Annotated in this window: 12 protein-coding genes and 1 pseudogene; 1 reads left to right on the forward strand and 12 read right to left on the reverse strand. The window is 39.9% G+C overall.

Features of this window, described 5'->3' with window-relative positions; genetic code table 11:
* Positions 1-2: 2 nt before the first annotated feature.
* From B3E92_RS04795 to B3E92_RS04830, 8 genes are all read right to left on the reverse strand, one after another.
* Positions 3-2,159, reverse strand: coding sequence for a hypothetical protein (locus B3E92_RS04795; protein WP_286766788.1), 2,157 nt, complete (start codon positions 2,157-2,159; stop codon positions 3-5).
* Between the two features lie 4 nt (positions 2,160-2,163).
* The gene (locus tag B3E92_RS04800) at positions 2,164-2,904 is read right to left on the reverse strand and encodes a TolC family protein (RefSeq protein WP_286766787.1); all 741 of its coding nucleotides are present in this window, start codon (positions 2,902-2,904) and stop codon (positions 2,164-2,166) included.
* A gap of 20 nt (positions 2,905-2,924) precedes the next feature.
* A complete protein-coding gene (locus B3E92_RS04805) occupies positions 2,925-4,121 on the reverse strand; it encodes a sugar transferase (protein ID WP_286766786.1) in 1,197 nt (398 codons plus the stop codon).
* Positions 4,121-4,486, reverse strand: a complete 366-nt coding sequence (locus B3E92_RS04810) for a response regulator (protein WP_286895597.1) — start codon at positions 4,484-4,486, stop codon at positions 4,121-4,123. Before B3E92_RS04810 ends, B3E92_RS04805 begins: the two co-directional genes overlap by 1 nt.
* Positions 4,487-4,604: 118 nt before the next feature.
* A complete protein-coding gene (locus B3E92_RS04815; RefSeq protein ID WP_286766784.1) occupies positions 4,605-6,848 on the reverse strand; it encodes an LruC domain-containing protein in 2,244 nt (747 codons plus the stop codon).
* Positions 6,849-7,098: 250 nt separating this feature from the next.
* A complete protein-coding gene (locus B3E92_RS04820; RefSeq protein WP_286766783.1) occupies positions 7,099-7,929 on the reverse strand; it encodes a helix-turn-helix domain-containing protein in 831 nt (276 codons plus the stop codon).
* A 1,574-nt stretch (positions 7,930-9,503) separates the two neighbouring features.
* On the reverse strand, positions 9,504-10,586 hold the full coding sequence (locus B3E92_RS04825; protein ID WP_286895598.1) for an endonuclease/exonuclease/phosphatase family protein: 1,083 nt from the start codon (positions 10,584-10,586) through the stop codon (positions 9,504-9,506).
* Positions 10,587-10,663: 77 nt separating this feature from the next.
* A complete protein-coding gene (locus B3E92_RS04830; protein WP_286766781.1) occupies positions 10,664-11,755 on the reverse strand; it encodes a mechanosensitive ion channel family protein in 1,092 nt (363 codons plus the stop codon).
* A 782-nt stretch (positions 11,756-12,537) separates the two neighbouring features.
* Here B3E92_RS04830 and B3E92_RS04835 point away from each other — a divergent pair.
* Positions 12,538-13,074: pseudogene (locus B3E92_RS04835) on the forward strand (helix-turn-helix transcriptional regulator); the annotation flags it as partial.
* Positions 13,075-13,395: 321 nt separating this feature from the next.
* Here B3E92_RS04835 and B3E92_RS04840 read toward each other — a convergent pair.
* The 4 genes from B3E92_RS04840 to B3E92_RS04855 are packed head-to-tail and all read right to left on the reverse strand — an operon-like array spanning position 13,396 to position 19,902.
* Positions 13,396-14,196 carry an endonuclease/exonuclease/phosphatase family protein gene (locus B3E92_RS04840; protein WP_286766780.1) on the reverse strand — a complete coding sequence of 267 codons (801 nt, stop codon included), beginning with the start codon at positions 14,194-14,196 and terminating at the stop codon, positions 13,396-13,398.
* An 8-nt stretch (positions 14,197-14,204) separates the two neighbouring features.
* The gene (locus tag B3E92_RS04845) at positions 14,205-15,080 is read right to left on the reverse strand and encodes an endonuclease/exonuclease/phosphatase family protein (protein ID WP_286766779.1); all 876 of its coding nucleotides are present in this window, start codon (positions 15,078-15,080) and stop codon (positions 14,205-14,207) included.
* 14 nt (positions 15,081-15,094) lie between these two features.
* A complete protein-coding gene (locus tag B3E92_RS04850) occupies positions 15,095-16,690 on the reverse strand; it encodes a RagB/SusD family nutrient uptake outer membrane protein (protein ID WP_286766778.1) in 1,596 nt (531 codons plus the stop codon).
* Between the two features lie 5 nt (positions 16,691-16,695).
* Positions 16,696-19,902 (reverse strand): SusC/RagA family TonB-linked outer membrane protein, encoded by a 3,207-nt coding sequence (locus tag B3E92_RS04855; protein WP_286778834.1) that lies wholly within the window; start codon positions 19,900-19,902, stop codon positions 16,696-16,698.
* Positions 19,903-19,984: the final 82 nt, after the last annotated feature.

Below are 19,984 nucleotides of genomic sequence, written 5' to 3' on the forward strand. Positions count from 1 at the left end.
CACTATTTTCCCAACGATGTCAGACCAAAATTACCCAATTGATATTCCAGACGTCTCAAAAAGGTAAACGGAGGCAACATTCCTGTAAACTCTTCCACAACATATTTTTCAGCGTTCATCAGGCAAATTACGATTGGTTTACCGGCAGAACGTTGCAATAGATCTGCAAACATCAACTCATCTTCTGTTTTCCATACCGAGTCAGCTCTTAATACCAATAGCGTAGCCATTCCTCGCTCTAGAAATAGAGAAGGGATAGGACGTAATGCCATAGAGCCATGCTTGACTAATGAAATATCATAATTGCCCAGTTTTTCCGCCCACGTATCATCCACTAGATATTCCCTCGATTCGGCACTAAAATCAGTTCCTTCTTTATAGGCTAGTACATTAATACCCAATCCCTTCCAATAGTTTGTTAAAATATCTGTCAGTGAGCCCAAATCTAGTGTCGAAGAGAACTTGACGATGTTGATAAAGTTTATCGGATTCGAGTTGTTATAAAAACCATATAACCTATTGGCCAAAACATGGATCGCTCTTTCTTCAATTTTATGCTGTTTTGCACCGTTATTACCAAGCTTTGGCAGCGCTGCAATCACTTTCCCTTTTGTAATACGTTCAGTTCGCGTTTTATCCCTTAGCGTACGGTCAAAAAGTTCAATAATAAGTAAAATACCGAGTATAAATGCTACAGTCCCAAAAAAGACAGCAAATACAATCAATTTTCTGCTATGCGGAAGTGCATTTAACGGAAAGCTTGCCGGATTGATCACTTTTAGCGTAGCCGAATTCATTTCCAAGCTCTTTAATCTCAACCGCGCGGCATTTAAACTGGATAAGATTGACAAATAAGACTGCTCGGTAAAGGATATACCACGTTCCTTACGTTTTAAGACAGAGCCAATAGGTGAATATTGGGTGTATTTATGATCCAGTTCCTGCTTAAAATCACGGGCGACATTAAGTTCCGCCTCCGAGCGTTTGAAACGTAGAAGTTCTTCTACCCATTGCTTTACATAATTTGCATTTGGATAGCCGTTTTTAGTATATTTTTCCGCTGTATATTGATCCATAAACGAACGGAAGCCCTTCTCCTTTTGATCCAATTCATGCGACAGTACATCTAGATCAGCTCCGCCCTGTTTTTGCTTAAGAGAATCTACACTCAACGTCCGTATCTTTGAAATATTATAGTTGATGTCTGCAATCTGATTCATGCGTGCCAAAAACTCTGTATTATTTTTGATCGCACGCATATTGGCATCCATTCCCGACTCCAATTGTTTTATAGCTGCTTGTGCACTGTTATAAACAAATAAAACATCCTGATGCCGTAGTTCATACTCTTTATCCAATAAAGCAATTGCTTCCGTCTGTTTATCGTAATTGATCACCCGGTTTTCAACGTTATACATTGTCAAAGAATCTTCCTGTCCGCGAAGTTCCCGGCCTATACGTTCAAGCTCAGCCTCGAAATACCGGATGACATTGTTGGTACTGCCGAATTGCAAATTGGTATATTCGATCGCAAAAACTTTACTCAAAATATCCAATGTCTGAAAAGCAACCCCTGGATCGTTTGCCTGATAGTTGATCTGTAAAATATCGCTATTGTCTACCCTGTTGATCTTAATATTTTCGCGGAGAGCATTATAGCTGAAATAAGGATGGTTCCAGTTGAAAAGACCGTAGACAAAATTATTACGGTCTGCTTTCTCATATTTTTCCAAATTCTTTACCGTATTCTCTTCCGAGCTCTTATCAATCAACTTCTGTACGTCTTTGGGGGTAATTGCGACAAGCTCCTTGTAATGTTTTGCGGTAATATATACATTATCTTTAGTAGGATCGCCGTGAATCATAAGCCGTGCATAAAGCTGCATAGAAAGCCTTTTGATCGTTTCCTTCGAATTAATGGTATTGATAATATTCTGGATCGAATTATTTAACACGTTCCAGTCTTGCGAAGCATTGGATTCTCCCGGATCACTTCCATAACTTGAAATAACACCTGTATAAATTGTAATATCAGTCTTATACTGCCGATCCATTTGACGAGTCAGGTAGATCGCCAGCAAGGCAAAACCTAGCGGCAAAATCAACAGCCACCACTTAATTCTGAAAATGGCCCGAAAGATATAATGGAAAATATTCATGATGCTATTGGCTTATAATTTTTGTCTTACTCAGGATTTCTAAGGTAAGGATTTCATTGGTAATAATAGATTCGTTGGTTTTCAGAATTTCATAAGCCTCTGTCTCCAACTTCTTTGCTGTATTAAGATCGCTTATATTTGCATTGCCTGACTTAAATTCATTCTCAGTCATTTTGTAATTCGCTAAGGCGATATTGTAATCTTCAATTTTTTTCTTGAGTGTAGAAAGAGCTGTTTTTACTTTCGTATAGGAGTTGACGATACGGATACGTTGCTCATCAAGCCATTTGTCCAATTCCAGCTGCGTAAATCGCTGTTCCATCTTCTGACGTTTGATTTTATTGCCTCGATCGAAGAGATCATCCAAAGGAATATTCACTCCGGCAGTTCCGTAATAGGAGCTTTGGGTTACACCAGAAGACTGATAGAAAAGAGGAGTATATTCATTCGTAAACGCTGAATTAATCGCGATATTGCCATACTGCCAAGATCCACCAACCCTGAAATATTTTAACCAGCTTCTCTTTTCTGTTATCAACTGATTAGCCTGAGCCTCCATTTTTGCCTCATACATTTCCACGCCGGGACTTTGTTTGGCATTTTGATAGAGGGTCTCCAAGGACGGCAATTTCAGCTTTGTAAAATCAACCATATCCGTTGGGTCCATCACAGATTGTGCTTTTAGCAATAGGCCGAATGCTACTAAACACAACAGCAAAAAAGCTCTTTTAAGCAATAAGTTCATCGAAATAAATATTTATGTTATTAAACATCCGCCTTTTGGATGAATGCGGAAAACGTCTTATATAATATTTTTAAATCCATCCAGACTGAATAATGCTGTGCATAATCAATATCCAGTTTTATTCGTTCCTGATCAGACATACTTCCATTATCGCCCCGCTTTTCAACCTGCCATAGGCCCGTTATACCCGCCGGAGCCATAAATCGCTCAACACTATCGTCTGTCGTCAGCATTTCGGCTTCATAGAGTGGCAAGGGCCTATTACCCACAATAGACATATCGCCTTTAAGTACATTAAACAACTGGGGCAGTTCATCAATGCTATATTTACGGAGAATACGCCCGACCTTGGTTACACGTGGATCTTTCTCAAGTTTAAAGAAAGCCGCTTTTTTTTGTCTTCCAGCACTATTAGTACTTTTTACAACAGTATCATCATCAATAAGTACATCACGTAGCTCATCTGTCGTAAAAAGTTGCGCATCACCATCGCTTATCATAGTGGCGACAGTGCTACGATTAACGCTCAACGATGCATCCGCATATTGATTAAGCGCCATATATTCCTTTAGACGCTTGTCAGCATCCGGGTACATGGATCTGAATTTATAAAAATCAAACATATAATAGCCAGATCCTATCCGTTTCGACTTATAGACTGCCGAACCTTTACTTTCCAATTTGATGGCAATATAAGCGATTGCCAGTATCGGAGAAAGTAAGAGGATTAAAATCGAAGAAACTGCAATATCAAACAATCTTTTTCCCAGCGGAATTCCTATTTGAGGAAAAGAAGTGTTTGCTGTTTCAAATTTTTCAGTCTGCGTTGTCGCCTCAAAATATAGCCTTATGTATTTTCTAATTGACTCAAAAACATCTGCATGCGCCCGTGGACTAATGGTATTTGTAATACCAGCCTCAAAATAAGATTGTTTCTCAAAACGCGAAAGATCATTTCCTATCAAGATCAGCAATGTATCTTTTCCATGTTGGACAAGCTTTTTCAACCATGATAAATCTTTACTTAGGCTTTTGCTTTTCTCGTAGAATACCACAGAAAAAAACTGCCCTTCTTGCTCTTGAAAATACATATCCATGGCTTCGAAAGAATCAAAAAACTTCAAGTCAACACCCAAGATATCTTGGACTTGTTGATGAAAATAATCAAAAGTTTCGAGATTATCACCAAAGTATATATAATCGCTATATTGAGGCATTATTTTAATGCTTTTTTAATCCGTAGTTTTAATTCAAGGGGATTGAACGGTTTTAATATAAAATCATCAGCGCCGGCTTCGAGTAAGCTTATTCGCGTATTGGAACTATCCTCGCCAGACAAAAAGATAACCGGAATATTCTTTAGAAACTCGTTTTGCTTAATCATAATGAGCAAGTCGTATCCATTCATCTCCGGCATGGTATAATCCGATAAAATTAAATCCACGACATTTCCTTCCTTCAGCCAATTATAGGCGTCCATCGCATTGCTAAAGAAACGAAAGTCATAATCTGCACTTAAATAAAGTGTAATCAACTGACCAATTGCTGGTTTGTCATCAATTATTAGAATCTTTTTTTTCATGACGTCTTCAGAATATAATGGTTTAGGCGTATGGATTGCGTTATTTAAGCGATCTCCATATACCAAAGTACTCCTTTCTAGTAGACTACTTTGGTACATGAAGATGTTGCAAATTTTATTATTTCCTATGTAGATACCAATCTGTATTTTGGCTACCACCGCTCGTCGCCCAAGATTCAAAAAGCGGGTACGCAGTGGTAATCGCCTGTCCTTCGGACGGATATACAAAAGATACTGGAACTAACAAACCAAATGGTTCATTCGCTTTTGTCTTAAACGGATCGGTAGCCGACAACAGGTTGCCTGTTTCCTTCAATACCAAACTTTTATTGATTTTATCGGTCGCTTTATAACCAACGAGGTGTACCTCATTTCGGCCAGCAAGGTTTTGGTTGAAGTTTACAATAAAGGCATTTAATGTCCCATAAGTAAAGTTATCTATTGGTGTATTAAACTCAACAGTTACGATCACCTCAACAGGCGAATATTGGCCAGATTGAGTCGAGATAAAACGTGTATCCGACACACCGAAAGCTTTATGCGCATCATCCCATAATGGAAGCACAGCATACGTTTGTCCGGATTCCGTACCATTTGCGCCAAGAGGCAAAGCGGTACCTACCAAATCTTTGCGTGAATACGTTACACTTTTGACATTTCCCGTTGCGATACCATCAAGCTGCACAGCGGTCGAAAAACGGATCGAAGCACCTATTGATCTTAATTTTGCTTTCAAGGCCACTTTAGTCACTTTATTCGCTGTATTTTGAAATTTGGTAATGTTCATATCCAACACACAGTCATTCATGTCGTAGTCACCTTTAGCGGGCCACTTATCTTCGAAGATGTAAGAATAAGTACCCAACTTTACTTCAGTAACCGTTTGATCATTTGGGTTACCACCAGAAGCATTATTACCACCAGCATTACAGGAAGTCCCTGCAATCACCACCGTCGACTTATCGTAAGGAACCAATTTCGCCGGACTATTGATCACATAAAAAGTATTCCATTGTCCATTAGCAGTATGATCTGAGCAAGCCACCTCTAGGTTACCACCATATGTAATAGCCATCCACTGATTTTCTACATCAACCTTTTTGAGACGAGCCAATGCTTGACCAGAAGAAGGCCCATTCATCGTACTCGCCCGACTGTTAAATTTAGCTAAAGTCTTTACATCTAGGATAGCTGAACTAGCCAAATTAATTTTTGTACCGCCAGCATCCAATTTATCTAAACTCAGTAAGGCGCCTTGAGCGATCGAAATCGTAGCCCCATTGGTTGTCAATGAATTGATCGCCGTATGGCAGACTGCCTCCAAAGTCGCATTTGTCAAAGTCGCATTTTGCACAGTAAGAGTCCCTTCATTGCGTATCACTGTAGCATTTGTTGTACTGCTCAGATTTTGGATTGTCGCTACCCCATAGTTGGTAAAGTTACCATTGGTGATATCCGCTTTATCAGCTGTAAGAGTACCATAATTCACATACAAGGTATTGTCTTTTGTTTCCATTTTGGAAAATGAAGCAGATCCATAATTAACAAAGCCACCCACTGTATTCTGCGTAACATTCACGAGGTCAATGGACCCCGCCTGTGTAACATACAATCCATTGTTGTTTCCGAGGTTTAGCTCAAAGCTTGTATTTTTCCAAGATCCCTGCACGTAGATCTTTACATTGCTCGTACCATTATTTGCATCTATTGTACCTGTAAAAGTCACGCCAGCTTTGACGACATAAGATTTATTGGACTCGACTGAAATTGTCGAGTTGCCCGATAGCGCGATCGCGTCCGAAGGGACCACTACTGGTGTAGCCTCAACCGCAGCCGCCTTTAAGCCACTACTAGCCAATACACTTGTCGTATTCGCAGCACGCAAAACACTCGCTTTGCTGCTTGATCCCGCTTTTGTACCGTCGACAGCGATTGTATTTTGTTGTCCAACTTCAATCATGCTGATAGCAGCAACACCCAGAGGACTAGTTTCTCTCAAATAGACATATTTTGCAATTGTCGGAATCATCAGCTTCCCAACAAAATCCTGACCTGATTTCGCCTGACCGGCAGCCAGCAGATTGGCTCCACTAGACAAAGTCGGATCATTATCAAAAATCTCAACACGATAAAAGTATTTACCGCTAAATTGATCGTCTACAGCAACGCGCACATCTACAGCACGTGTTGAATTCCACATAAAATCGGCTGAAATATTGCCTCCACCAGGAAGTAGGGTGGATGAATCAGATCCTTTTTCGGTTTCGTTGTACAAATCTTTCACTTTTGAACAACTTGCCCCGAAGAGCGCAATCCCTGCAAGACCCACCAAGAAGAGATTTAAGCTTTTTCTGTTATACATAATTAAACAATAATAATAGATCAATACCAAACAGCCCCATCGTAGACGTCACAAGACTTTAATACATGGCTTTGCGAATAGTATTAAGGTCGAACTGTTTAAAGCAAAGATATAACTAATTCAGCTGAGAATAAGGCAAAATACACAACTACAGTATAAATTACAAATCTTGTAGCGCTTCAACTACAACAGCACATCGCAAACTACAAAAAGAGTTTATAACTAACAAAAAGTTATTTAACTATAAGGGTTATTTCTGCCACCTTTTTCGGTACTCGGTCGGCGTCAGGTTGGTCTCCTTTGAGAAGAAAGTACTGAAGTTATTGACATCAGCATAACCAAGTTCCCAAGCAATCTGTTTAATACTCAGAGAAGATTCAACGATAAGCTTTTTACTCACACGCAGCAATTCTTTGATGATAAGTTCTTTTGGCGTTGCTCCCAAAATTTCTTTAGTTAGGTTGGTTAATTTTTTATTTCCGACATGGAGTTGTTCGGCATAGAAAGCGACCTGTTTTTCTTGTTTTACATATTTTTTGATCAGCTCCTGAAAGAGTGTTATCAGCTTTGCATCAGCACCTTGACCCACTAATCCATTTGACGGCCTATCTTCAGCAGAAATTGCCGCAAGCAGCACAATCTGTTTAACGATATTATGCGCTAATTCACGATAAATTGCAAGATTATAATTCTGCTTAGAGAGCTTAAGCTGCATGCTTACAAATTCATAATAGCTTGCATACTCTGCAGGAACACGCAGTACACGGTAGGTAAATTCGTTCTTATTGAATGATTTAAAATTATGCAGAAAAGCGGTATCTATCTCCGTACGTGCAAAAAAACTTTCCGAAAAATAAATAATAAGAAACGATCGCTGCTCATCTGGGTTGGCTTCAATTTTTATTCCTCTTGGAATTAGCACCAAACAGAATTCTTCGATTTCTGTAATCTGATTATTGATTTCCACGCTACAGCCACCCTTTGACACAAAAAGAACAACATAATTTTCTTTTGCTGTTGCATCCGTAATTTCGGAAGGCTCCTGCGCTACACCAATGACTCGATGAACTCCAAATTCCATAATTATTATTTACTGCGTATAAGGCCTGATAACCTTTTTATCATGCTGAAGTAGGGAACAATTTAGCAAATAAATCCCGAACACAAAAAAGGCAACAGCTGCACCATACCCCATTTCAGCCTTTCACTTAAAATCTAGTCCCACAATATCATGAAAAGGATACGTCCGATTAAAATCTATGAAAAATAAAAAGACAGATTTAGTGAGAAGAACGATGAAGAAGGATGTAAACAAAAGAATAGGTTAAACAAGCAATTATTATGTGTAAACACACCCTGCACGGCTCAAGGCCAGCCTGATTTACCTTGAAAAACAATTTAATCAAAAAGCATTTTCTGCCAAATGACACGGTAATTTTAAAAAATTCCTTCGCTCCCTACTAATTAAAATGTGGAAAAATTCAGCAAAAGTTAGTTGCATGCACAATTTTCCTAAAATGAAATAATTAAAACACTAAACTATAAAATAGATTTATCTACAAAACAGACATTATGTTAGTTTAAAGATACTATTAATAAATAAATAATATCTAAACAAAAAAAAATAGAAAAATAAACAACAACAATAAACACACTGTTTTCTCCTTAAGAAAATAGAAAGCCAAAATGTAAATATCACATTAAGAAACATATTTCAAATTAAATCTGAAAAATGGAAACATATTCATTAAAAAAAGTAAATTGTTTAAACATATTAAATTATAGAACAATAAATGCCTGATAAAAATATTTGAAAAACGCTAAAAAAATATACATTCATTTGTTTAGTAAAAAGTCTGGAGGAAAAAAGCTGGATTAATCCGGTTTATTGTCGCAAAAAAGCCTCTTTGCCGTTCTGGTCTTTGCCAAGCCTACAATATGCAGCGCATGATCATCTGTTGTTTGCCAAGCATCAAACGCACTTTGGCGCATTAGAGCGTCGACAATAGACCTCCATGCAAGCGCAAGTAGTTGTGAGCGCATTCTAAGTAAGCATTCCTGACTGTGTATAGGGGCGAAATTGCTACAGGAGTTTTACCCATCCGGATCATTTCTAATTCGAGAAAAGAATTACCAGTATAGGACCAGCAGGTATTGGAGGCCCCCTGGTTCTTCACAGCTGTACTTTCCAAGTGGATTAAATCTGTAAAGACAAACTCCGACTTAAGCAACTTTATATTTTTCGGATAATAAAATCTATAAAGAATGGCTCCCGCCGCCAAAATAACTGCTACGATTGCCAGAACGATCCAATTCTTTTTTTTCATGATAATCTACCTCCGCAAATAACTGCCGTAAAACTGGGCAACAGCTTCTTAATAGCCCAATAAAATAATAGCCTAACAGTATAATAATGACTGGACAGAGAAAATACAAAAATAGCATAAAAAAAACCTGAGATAAAAAAGAAAAGCGGCACACAAATTTCAAACACGAACTTCGAAAAAAGAAAAAAAACGTATGCGAAAACAGGAAAGTAGAGTATATTAATCTGTTTTGAACCTTGAATGATGAAATTGGAAAAATCTGTAGGAATAAAGACTACCCCTACGATGAGTGGAAAACGCAAAAAATCGATAGTTTTCGATAAGAGCATTATTCCTCTTCCGGAATTCGATTGTCACTCTCTTCCTCTTTACCTGCCGCGATCATCTCGTTGACATCGGTCATATCACCTTCCTCCAGGTGCTCAATATCCTCCGCCTGCTCTTCGGAGTAGCGGTCGATAAAAAAGGTACAGCCCATTGGAAAATGATCCGATCCAACAGAAGGATAAATAAAAAGTTTATCGATAAATACCGTTGGACTATGAAACAACAGATCCAAGGGGACTCTGAAAAACCAATAATTGGCATGAAAGGTGGAAAGAATGCCCCGGCCAATGCGTGCATCGATCAATTTACTTGTTTTCTTGAACAAAAGGGAAGATTTAGCCCAGGCCACATTATTAAAATCTCCCGTGACAACTACTGGCATTTTATAACCCCGAACCCGTTTGGCCACACTGAGCAGATCACCATCCCTTTCTTTGGAATTTTCTTCTTCCGTCGGGCTTGGCGGCGGCGGATGAACGGCAAAAAAGATAAAACGATGTCCATCGGCGGTTTCCAACTCAGCTTCAATACTCGGAATATCATCCGCTATAAAATAATGTACCTGACATTTTTTGATCTTCAGGTTAGTATAAAAATGCATACCATAGGTATTGTCCAAGGTTACCTTCTCAAAATTAGGATAATCCTTTTCCAGCACACGTAAGGCTTTTTCCCATGCCGCATCGCTTTCCATGGTCAAAAAAACATGCGGTTTTTCTTTCTGAATCAGGTCAATGAAGCGCTTATACGCCGTATTGAATTGCAGCACATTACAGGAGATCACTTTAATACTATCGGATGCATTTTCACCTTTTTCATATTTTTCCCGTCGCCAAAATTTGGTATAACGTATTAATATATAGGCATGATAAACAATCAGAGCCATTTGCACCCCCTGCAGCCACCATATCCATGAATCTTTACCCACGAGGTAAAAGCCTATTGCCAATGCCGGCACCTGAAACACCAGCAGCTGCAGTTTAACAAATTCAGCTACCCGAAAGATCCAATGCTGGCTCTGGATAAAGGGTAATACACTCAGTACAATTAATAGTCCCGAGAACACCATATAGAAAATTAGCATATCGCTAGAACTAACATTTTAGACAAACTTAAACAAATTACGCTCATTTTCAACAGACCATCATTTTCGATCGCTCCTTAGTTATTCAATTTCTTTTCTGAACCTTCCTGATAATCCACCCGTGTTCTGGCTAATGCATCCGGGAAATTCGTATGGATATAGGCAATCATCTGTTCACGTATATAACAGCGTAGGTCAAAAGCCTGGCCCGAATTACGGCAGCTCATCAGGCATCGGATCTCCATGGTACGCTCTTTAAAGTCTGTCACCTGAAGTACATTTACCTGACCGTCCCAAAGTGGATGCCCGGTAAGTAAGGTCGTGAGTTTATCCCGCAATTGCTGCACAGGTACGGTAAAGTCTGTATAGATAAATACAGTACCTAATATCTCAGAGGTCGTACGTGTCCAATTCTGGAAAGGTTTTTCAATAAAATATGTAATGGGCAATACCAAACGGCGTTTGTCCCAGATATTGACGACAACATAGGTCAGATTGATTTCCTCTACACGACCCCATTCCCCTTCGACTACCAATACATCATCCATACGAATAGGCTGTGTAAAAGCGATCTGAAAACCGGCGAGCAGGTTCCCTAAAGATTTCTGTGCTGCAAAACCGATGATAATTCCGCCAACCCCCACCCCTGTGAGCAAGCCGGCGCCGATCTTCTGCATGCTATCAAAACTGAGTAGGATGATTGCCAAGGAAATTACGATGATCAGAGTGACCACCACTTTTCGGATAAAAACAATTTGTGTCCTGATCTTCCGTTCCCGCAGGTTATTTTCCTTGTTGATATCAAAACGATGGTAGAGGTAGTCTTCAAAAACCTTGATCCCCTGTATCAGCACGATGGCAAAAAAACTGACCAGCAAAAGTTCATTAGTTTTACTGACCACGCGAAACGTCCGTTCGTTAAATTGGGCAAACGGCAATAAGCTGTTAAAAACAATCAATGGGATAAACACACTCAGCACCCGGTTAAAGCGCCTCACAAAGGAACGGAATAGGCTATAAGACTCCTGCTGAATGGCCTGCCTGCGTAAAAGCGGCATAAAAATCAGTTTGATCAGGAAACCAATTAAAAATGAAAATAGAATTAATGCAATATTCCAGAGCCATGAAGGCCATTTCTGTGAAAGTTGAATTAATGTTTCGTTTATCATGCTGTTCTTTCTTTGCGTTCAAAATTTGTCTCTCATTAAAGTATAACTGCTAAGAAAGCCTAACGTTTGTTTTTTTTTGAGAAAGATTGGTTAAATAAACAGTGAAGAATACGGCCATGCACTTTGCTTAGCACCCATGAGCATTGATCCCGCTATAAAAAAAGACACTAACAACACCAAAAATCAATAACTTTTCAAAATAAAAATTGAAAAATACATTATTACACAAAAATATAAGAGATAAAAACAAAAAAAATAACATTAACAGATATTAACGGAAAAATAAAAGAAAAAAAACAGAAATCACACATTAAAAACAAAAGAAATAGAAGAAAAACAAGTAAAAAACAAAATAAAAATAGATTAATTTTGCGAAAACAATAAAAAAACCTATATTTACAACACCTTATTAGGTTTATAATTGGTTATTTAAAGGTTTTCATCTCCCCGATTGAAAACCTTTTTTATTTTTCATATTTCACGATCGAAAGATGTACTGCGTAAACTGCCACTACAGAGTCTGAGATACAAGAATATGATTTTAACGTATCTATACGTACATTTCAGCGGGACAGAAAAGATATTTTCTCCATTTATAATATCGATATCCAATACGACTTTATCCAAAAGGTTTATTACATTGACCAGGCAGAACAACCCGAGTTGAACGAACGGATATTGGAAGCTTTCGACATATTCAATGCCTTGAACCTCACGGACAGATTATCGAACTATATCCACTTTGAAAGCGAAAGCCACAGGGTACGGAGCATCTTTACGGCTTATTGCATGCCATTAAAAATCATATCCAGATCAAGTTTGTCTATCAAAAATATTGGGAAGATGGATTGACTGACCGTCATGTTGAACCCTATGCCTTGAAGGAATTTAGAAACAGGTGGTACCTATTGGCAAAGGACCTTAAAAACGAAAAAATCAAATGTTTCGCACTTGATCGACTGAACGAATTGGAAATATTGAAAAAGAAGTTTGAATTTCCGAAAAATTTTGATGTTAACGAGCATTATAGATACTGCTTCGGTATTATAGGCCCGAATAGTGACAAACCAGAGGAAGTCACCTTATCATTCAACCCTTTGCAAGGGAAATATATCAAATCATTACCCTTACATGAATCACAAATGCTGCTAATCGATAACGATGATGAAGTCCGTGTAAAACTGAAACTATTCCTCACACACGATTTCTTTATGGAATTGCTATCGTATGGAAATGATGTGAAAGTTATAGCACCCAGTAGTTTAATTAACGACTTAAAAACAACTGCTAGGAATATTCTAGACATATATACAGAATAGGGATCGGCTTAGAACACGGCTTAGACGTGAGATCAAAAATTTCAATTATTTTCCACAAAAGCCATTTTTTTATTCTTAAATAGGATTTGCCGCATAAAACAGCTACCAATTACAAAAGCCACTCCCTTTCGGAAATGGCTTCAATAAATTAAATAAATATAAACTTCAAACTACTTTATTACAGTTTCTCTATTCCTTTGAAATACTTCTCAACCTCAGGCTTGGCCATACCAAGCTTTTGGCAGATTTCAACAATTGTAAATTCTACCTCCCTAAGCATTTCAATCTTGCTTTCAACTTTAATGTCCTGTAACCTAGTTTTTATTCATACTGAAAGACTACAACTACTGGCAAGTGATCTGAAGCATATTGACCAGTCAGGGCTACAGCTGATGCCAATGTATATGTTGTTGCAGCTTTGGGATTAAATATCACAAAATCTATTGCTTTAGCTGGATTGCGTACAGGAAAAGATAGCGGGCAGGTACTCATGCAAGAGAGCCTAAAGCCTTCCTGTAACTTAAGCATTTCAGCGGTTGTCGATTCTGCATTGTAGTCTCCCCCTACAAACAATTCCTTATTAAGGTCACCACTCATCTCATTAAGATACGCGGCCTGAGCTGAACGATTGGGCACGTTGAGGTCAAAATGAGTGGCCGCAAAGTCAATATTTTTGCCATTAGGCAAAGTTACCGTAGCCAAAGCAATACTTCTTTGCTCTCCAGCCGTTGGCATGGGCAGTAATTCCCGGCGCTTATTGGACAACGGATATTTGCTAAGTATAGCGACCCCATATTCCCCACCATTGTAATCAATAGATTTAGAAAAATAGTATTCCATACCCAAAAGTTTTGCCAATTCTGCAGCTTGATTTACGTTGCCCGAGCGCCCCACATTAACATCCACCTCCTGGAGGGCAATAAGTTCAGCCCCGCTGTTTTTTATCACCGTAGCAATATTCGACAAATTGATGACATCCGAATTTTCGGGTGCTCCATGGTGAATATTATAGGTCATGGCAACCAGCTTCTTCTTTGCTGCGAGCGGCAACTCAGGGTTCTCATCCCCGCTGCAGCTAAATAATTGTAAAAGAGCCAAGGCTCCAAGAATAATCTTTTTCATTGTATGATCTATTTTGGAAGTTTTAATTTGAATTCTGCCGTCATGGGTAAAAAGGTATTTGCAGATTTCGAGAATGTACCGTAGTTACTCAATTGCAACCTTTCATTACCATCCTTAAAAGTAATATAGTCAAATACGCCTGTCGGTTTATCTTTCGGAGCATTCCAAGGGCATCCAGTGCCTAAGCAACCAAAGGTAAAAGCCCCTTTGAGATAAGACAGCACAGGGCCATTTGCCGATTCCTGTTCATTCAGATTTCCTACTAAAATCACAGGTTGGGTAAGCTTCTCTGTGGCATTGAGCAGATCAACGACCTGAAGCGCCCTGTTATTGGCGACAGAAGGATCAAGTTCGGTACCCGCAAAGTACAACTCATGTCCTTCCTGTATTTCGACCTTAATCATCGTCATGCTCCGTAACTCTGCCGTATTCCCTTCTTCCCGACTTAACAACTGACTGAATTTATCCTTGATCGGAAATTTTGATAATACTGCGTTTCCGAATCCCCCAGTTTGGTAATCTATATTTTTTCTGAAGAAAGATTGCATATTCAATGCTTTAGCAATGGCGCCCGGCCGGTCGACTTTCCCAGCTCTGGTAGTCGCACTATCAACCTGTCTCAAAAACAAAAGATCAGGATCATATTCCTTGATTAGCTCTACCATGACATCAAAATTGGCGATCGAGGTCCCTACATTCATATTTAGGGACATTACCTTAAAACTTTTTGTCGGTGTATCATCCGTTTCTTGCGGTTTTTCCGGCTCTTTCGCCGGCAGCAGATTCCAATCACCGGGACTATAGGTCTTGCGGCAACCATGTAACACTATAGCAGTCTGCAGAAAAAGCAAGCTTAGTAAGATTATCTTTATTTTCTTTTTCATCTGTAAATACACATTTAATAATTTGGATTTTGTACCATATTTGGATTGGCAATCATTTCCACCTCAGGAATTGGCCATAGCCCCTCCCTATTTCTTTTGTAGGTGCGATTCTGTACCCTTACCAATTCTCCTGTTTTGGGATTTGTTGCCCCAAAGACCTCTCCATTCATTACTGCTTCATCGATGCCCCAACGGCGGATATCAAAATAACGTCCTCCTTCGAAAGCCATTTCTGCCTGACGTTCACGGCGGATCAATTCACGCATTTTGACCTGCGTACCATATAAACCGCTATTCACTGCCGGCATCGCAGCTCTTGCCCGCACTTCATTAATCGCCGCCAGCGCTTCGGGGTTATTCCATTGCCCGGTTTCAATCATTGCTTCGGCATAGTTGAGCAATATCTCCGCATAGCGGATGATCATAAAATCAAGACTACCGCTTTTGGCCTGTCTATCTCTGGCATCAATGTATTTTTTTATCCAATACCCCGTCGCTGTCGACTTGGTCTCACCTATTTTATCTGTTGGATTGTAAAATGGATCTAGCGCGTATTGGTTTTGAAACTTATCATTCGGCACAAATATGGAAGCTGACAAGCGCGGATCCCTATTATTTTTATAATTTGGATTTTGCTGATAGATCAGTGTTGAGTCACGCCCAAGCTCCTGAATAGTCTTCCCTTGTTTCGTCTCATAATTATTGACAACAGTATTGGTTGGTGAGAGGTACGTTTCGCCGCCAATTCCAAAAGGTGCAAAAGATGTCCAGGCATTAGAGCAGCCATTTTCTTTGAAAAATATCCGTTCATCATTTAGCTCACCAGCATAGCTGAAGAGTTCTGAATAACTATCACTTTTGTTTGTTGTGCTTATCCAGAGTTTATACACTTTGGAGTCAATTACCTGTTTTGCGGCAGTTTTAGCCAGTTCAAAATCCTTATAATACAATCCCAGACGAGATAGCAGGGAGAGACAAACACCTTTGGTCATGCGCCACCGATCAGCATTTACATACGTCGCCGGCAGCTTTGCTCCACAGTCTTGCAGCTCGGCGACCACAAAATCATATACCTCTTTTTGCGGCGTACGAAAAGATTGATTTTCCGTTGGTGTGAGAGATTTGGTCAATAAAGGGACATCTCCAAAAACCAGCATCAACTCCATATGATAGTAAGCCCGCAGGGCCCTTGCCTCCAGTTTCATTCTTTCTTTCAATTCGGCATCTATATAGGCTCCGTCTATATTTTCCAAGAATCTATTGGCTCTACGGATACAGGTATAATCATCTGCCCACAAACTACTGGACACTCCCCAGCGACTAGATGCCAAGCCCCTTGTAAAACCATCGTACTCGCCCTTGAAGTCGCCCCGCTGTACTGCTTCATCGGTAAGACCTGCATAGTACATGATATTTCGGCCCGAACTTCCCCCAGGGATTCCAGCATACACCGTTGCCAAGGCATTATATCCATCCGTCTCCGTATTCCACCACTGCCCGTCAGACACGCCGTCAGGGCTGTCAACGGTCAGGAATTTTTCGCACGAGCTATTTAACATGGCCATCAGCAGTAGGCCAAAAACTTTTATTTTCGTTTTTATCGTATTCATCTTTCTTAAAAATTAGCCGTTAGTCCAATAGAAAATATACGCATCATACCATAAGTCCAAGATCCACCTTGCGATTCGGGATCTGCCATTTTCAACTTTGTAAAGAGAAATGGGTTTTGCGTATTAACATATAGACGCGCATTTTTTATCCCATATTTATTCAAGTTAGCATTATTAAATCGGTACCCCGCCTGAATAAATTTGACACGGAGATATTTGGCATTAAACAACCAAAAATCACTACGCAGGATATTGTTTGCGGGATTTGCCAGCAAACGTGGATAGATAGCATCCTGATTATTTTCGCGCCATGTATTGGCTGCCCGATAAGTCGTTGGAATCCCTCCCGATGCACTTAAATTAAGCGGGTGCCATAAATACCCCGCAGATTTTCCCCCCAGATTAGCTGAATAATCGTGGTTGCCAGCTCCCTGCAACAAGAATTCAAAATCAAAATTTTTATAACTAAAACTCACATTGCTGAAATAATTGACGCGAGGCGTAGGGTCTCCAATTACTCTTTGATCATTCTCATCAATCACTCCGTCACCATTTAAGTCCACGTATTTGATATCTCCGGGACCTTCACCGGCGAGCGCCGGAACCAGGGCAGTTTTCTTGTCCGCGGCAAAATCATCATACTGCAAAATACCGTCGGTTACATAACCGTAATGGCTTTTAATAGCATAACCAACCTCATTCGTGGAGATTCCCGAATAATATGGACCACCCAATAGTTCCGTAATTTTATTTTTATTATAAGAAATACCCGGTCTTATGGAAAAACTAAAATCGTCACCGATCTTATCATTATAATTCAACGACAGTTCCATGCCTTTATTGCTCACCTTACCCGCATTTAAAGGAGCAGAACCAATAGCGCCTGAAGGAGCGACAGTAGGTTTAAGGAGAACATCATTTGTCCTTTTATCATAATAATCAAAAGTCAGTGAAAGTTTATTCTTAAAGATAGACATATCCAAACCCAAATCGAGAATATTCACCTTTTCCCAGGTAATATTGGGGTTTCCCCACACAGACTCCAATCCATTCGTTGCGTTAATCAGATTTTGATAGAGGTAAAGGCCAATATTTTCATTGCCCAGCTGACCATAGGAAGCTCTCAGCTTTAAGTTGCTGATGGCATCCACATGGAAAAAGCGTTCATTATGCAGATTCCAGCCTAGTGCTAATGAGGGGAAAAAACCATATTTTTTTCCAGGACCAAATTTGGACGAGCCATCTGCACGAAACGACAGTTCGGCCAAGTAACGATTATCATAGGAATAATTTGCCTTGGCATAACTGGATACCAAGGATGATTCTTTCCAATAACCATCATTAAATTTTTCGACAGAAAAACCACCCATTGCAAAAATATTGTGCTTTTTGAATGTCTTGTTGTAGTCTAGAGCACCGCTCAGATAGTAATAAGTGTTTCTTGTCTCTGAATAAGCATTCCGCTGCACCGCCCATGTCTGCACCAGTTGCTTGGTATAATAGTCAAAGAAATAGAAATTATCTCTATTCTGTTTATACACATCACTATTCAGCCGGTAACTAAACTGCCCCCGTAAATTTAAATTGTCAGTAATAGACCATTTTGGCTGTAGATTGATTGTTGCCTGGTCATATTGATAACCAATGGTACCGCCGACCTCTTCATAAGCTAATGGATTGACAATATCAGCGTATCGACCATAAATTGCTGGCCAGCCTTCCTCTTGTGGATATTTAGGCAATACCGTTGGCGGCAGGCGATATAGATCGTCCAGTATTCTGCTGCCCCCGTTGTCTATGGTCCTGTTAGGGTATAAAGTATTCCGCCTGATACCTAATACATCCAGATTAATCAAAAAACGCTTGGAAAGCGATACCGAGGTATTTGCCCGAATATTAAAACGGTCCATTTTATTGAGGGCCAACATACCTTTCTGGTACATGTAATTTCCTGTAACCGCAAAACGCGCAACATCATTTCCTCCGCTGACGGCCAAGGAGTGCGAAGTCAAGGGACTATTTTCATCAATAACGATATCCGTCCAGTTGGTATTTGGATAAGTGATGGGATCTTCACCGGATTCGGTTTTACTGATCTGCTCATCCGTATAAAGTATTTGTCCGCCTGATGCCACCTGGGCATAATTATACATGCGCATGTACGTTGGCGCATCAACAAACTCCGGAAGGATTGTTGGAGATTGTTGTCCATAATATCCGTCATACAAAACATTGATCTGTCCAGCTTTTCCACGTTTCGTTGTAACCAAAATAACTCCATTCGCTGCCCTCGCTCCATATATCGCCGCTGCCGCTGCATCTTTTAATATAGTCACACTTTCTACTGTAACGGGATCAATATGGTTCATATCCATCGGTACACCATCGACAAGCACCAACGGATCCGAATTATTCAAGGTAGAAATACCCCGAATTTTGATACTGGCGGCATCTCCGCCCGGCAAGCCAGACCCCTGCTGTACCGTAAGGCCTGTTACGCCCCCCTGTAATGATTGCGAGAGATTAGTAATAGGTTTCCCTTCAATATTTGATTTGATATCCAAAGAAGCCACGGAGCTAGCAATATGCTTTTTTTGCATTTCTGTCATTCCCACGACTACGACTTCATCCAGATCAGAGACGTTCTCTTTGAGTGATACCGTGAGGTTTGCTTCGGCTTTATTCACCAACACCTCTTTAGAAAGATAGCCCACAGCAGTAAACTGCAGGCGGCTACCTTTGACTATCTCCAGCGAATAATAACCTTCGTTGTCCGATACGCTCTTGGCCATCCCCCCCTTTTCAGACACCGTTACACCTGCCAAAGGAAGTGGTGGTTCCTGCATGTTAAAAATACGTCCTTTGACAACAATTTTTTCTTGTGAGACTGACCGTTTATCCTCACTTGCAGTGTTCAGCCCTTTCCCCGGAACCACCGTTAGCTGTCCTACTCCCTGCGTAATATTTAAATTAAATTTCTGGAGAACCTGCCTTAAGGCCGGCAGCAACTCCTCTTTATCAATATCAATATCTACCCGTTTGCCGGATAATAAATTTTCTGGATAAAGCAGCGCCACATCAGTCTGTTTCTGAACCGACTGCAAAAAATGTTTCAATGGTGCATTTTTCATTTTGAGCGTTATCCGCTGGGGAAACGCAAGTGCACTTACAGAAAGCAATACGCCTGTAATAGCAAGGGATCCTATCTTCATGTTATACCTAATTTTAGGTGACAATAGTTGTCCTGAGGAGAGATTTTGTCCCACCTGTTTTTTTTTCATAATTTTGATGAAA

It is taken from the genome of Sphingobacterium sp. UBA6317, assembly GCF_002440385.1.
Taxonomy (GTDB): domain Bacteria; phylum Bacteroidota; class Bacteroidia; order Sphingobacteriales; family Sphingobacteriaceae; genus Sphingobacterium; species Sphingobacterium multivorum.

Coding starts and splice junctions, on each gene's coding strand:
- B3E92_RS04795 (WP_286766788.1), bottom strand. CDS start 2,159: ATGAATATTTTCCATTATATCTTTCGGGCCATTTTCAGAATTAAGTGG.
- B3E92_RS04800 (WP_286766787.1), bottom strand. CDS start 2,904: ATGAACTTATTGCTTAAAAGAGCTTTTTTGCTGTTGTGTTTAGTAGCA.
- B3E92_RS04805 (WP_286766786.1), bottom strand. CDS start 4,121: ATGCCTCAATATAGCGATTATATATACTTTGGTGATAATCTCGAAACT.
- B3E92_RS04810 (WP_286895597.1), bottom strand. CDS start 4,486: ATGAAAAAAAAGATTCTAATAATTGATGACAAACCAGCAATTGGTCAG.
- B3E92_RS04815 (WP_286766784.1), bottom strand. CDS start 6,848: ATGTATAACAGAAAAAGCTTAAATCTCTTCTTGGTGGGTCTTGCAGGG.
- B3E92_RS04820 (WP_286766783.1), bottom strand. CDS start 7,929: ATGGAATTTGGAGTTCATCGAGTCATTGGTGTAGCGCAGGAGCCTTCC.
- B3E92_RS04825 (WP_286895598.1), bottom strand. CDS start 10,586: ATGCTAATTTTCTATATGGTGTTCTCGGGACTATTAATTGTACTGAGT.
- B3E92_RS04830 (WP_286766781.1), bottom strand. CDS start 11,755: ATGATAAACGAAACATTAATTCAACTTTCACAGAAATGGCCTTCATGG.
- B3E92_RS04840 (WP_286766780.1), bottom strand. CDS start 14,196: ATGAAAAAGATTATTCTTGGAGCCTTGGCTCTTTTACAATTATTTAGC.
- B3E92_RS04845 (WP_286766779.1), bottom strand. CDS start 15,080: ATGAAAAAGAAAATAAAGATAATCTTACTAAGCTTGCTTTTTCTGCAG.
- B3E92_RS04850 (WP_286766778.1), bottom strand. CDS start 16,690: ATGAATACGATAAAAACGAAAATAAAAGTTTTTGGCCTACTGCTGATG.
- B3E92_RS04855 (WP_286778834.1), bottom strand. CDS start 19,902: ATGAAGATAGGATCCCTTGCTATTACAGGCGTATTGCTTTCTGTAAGT.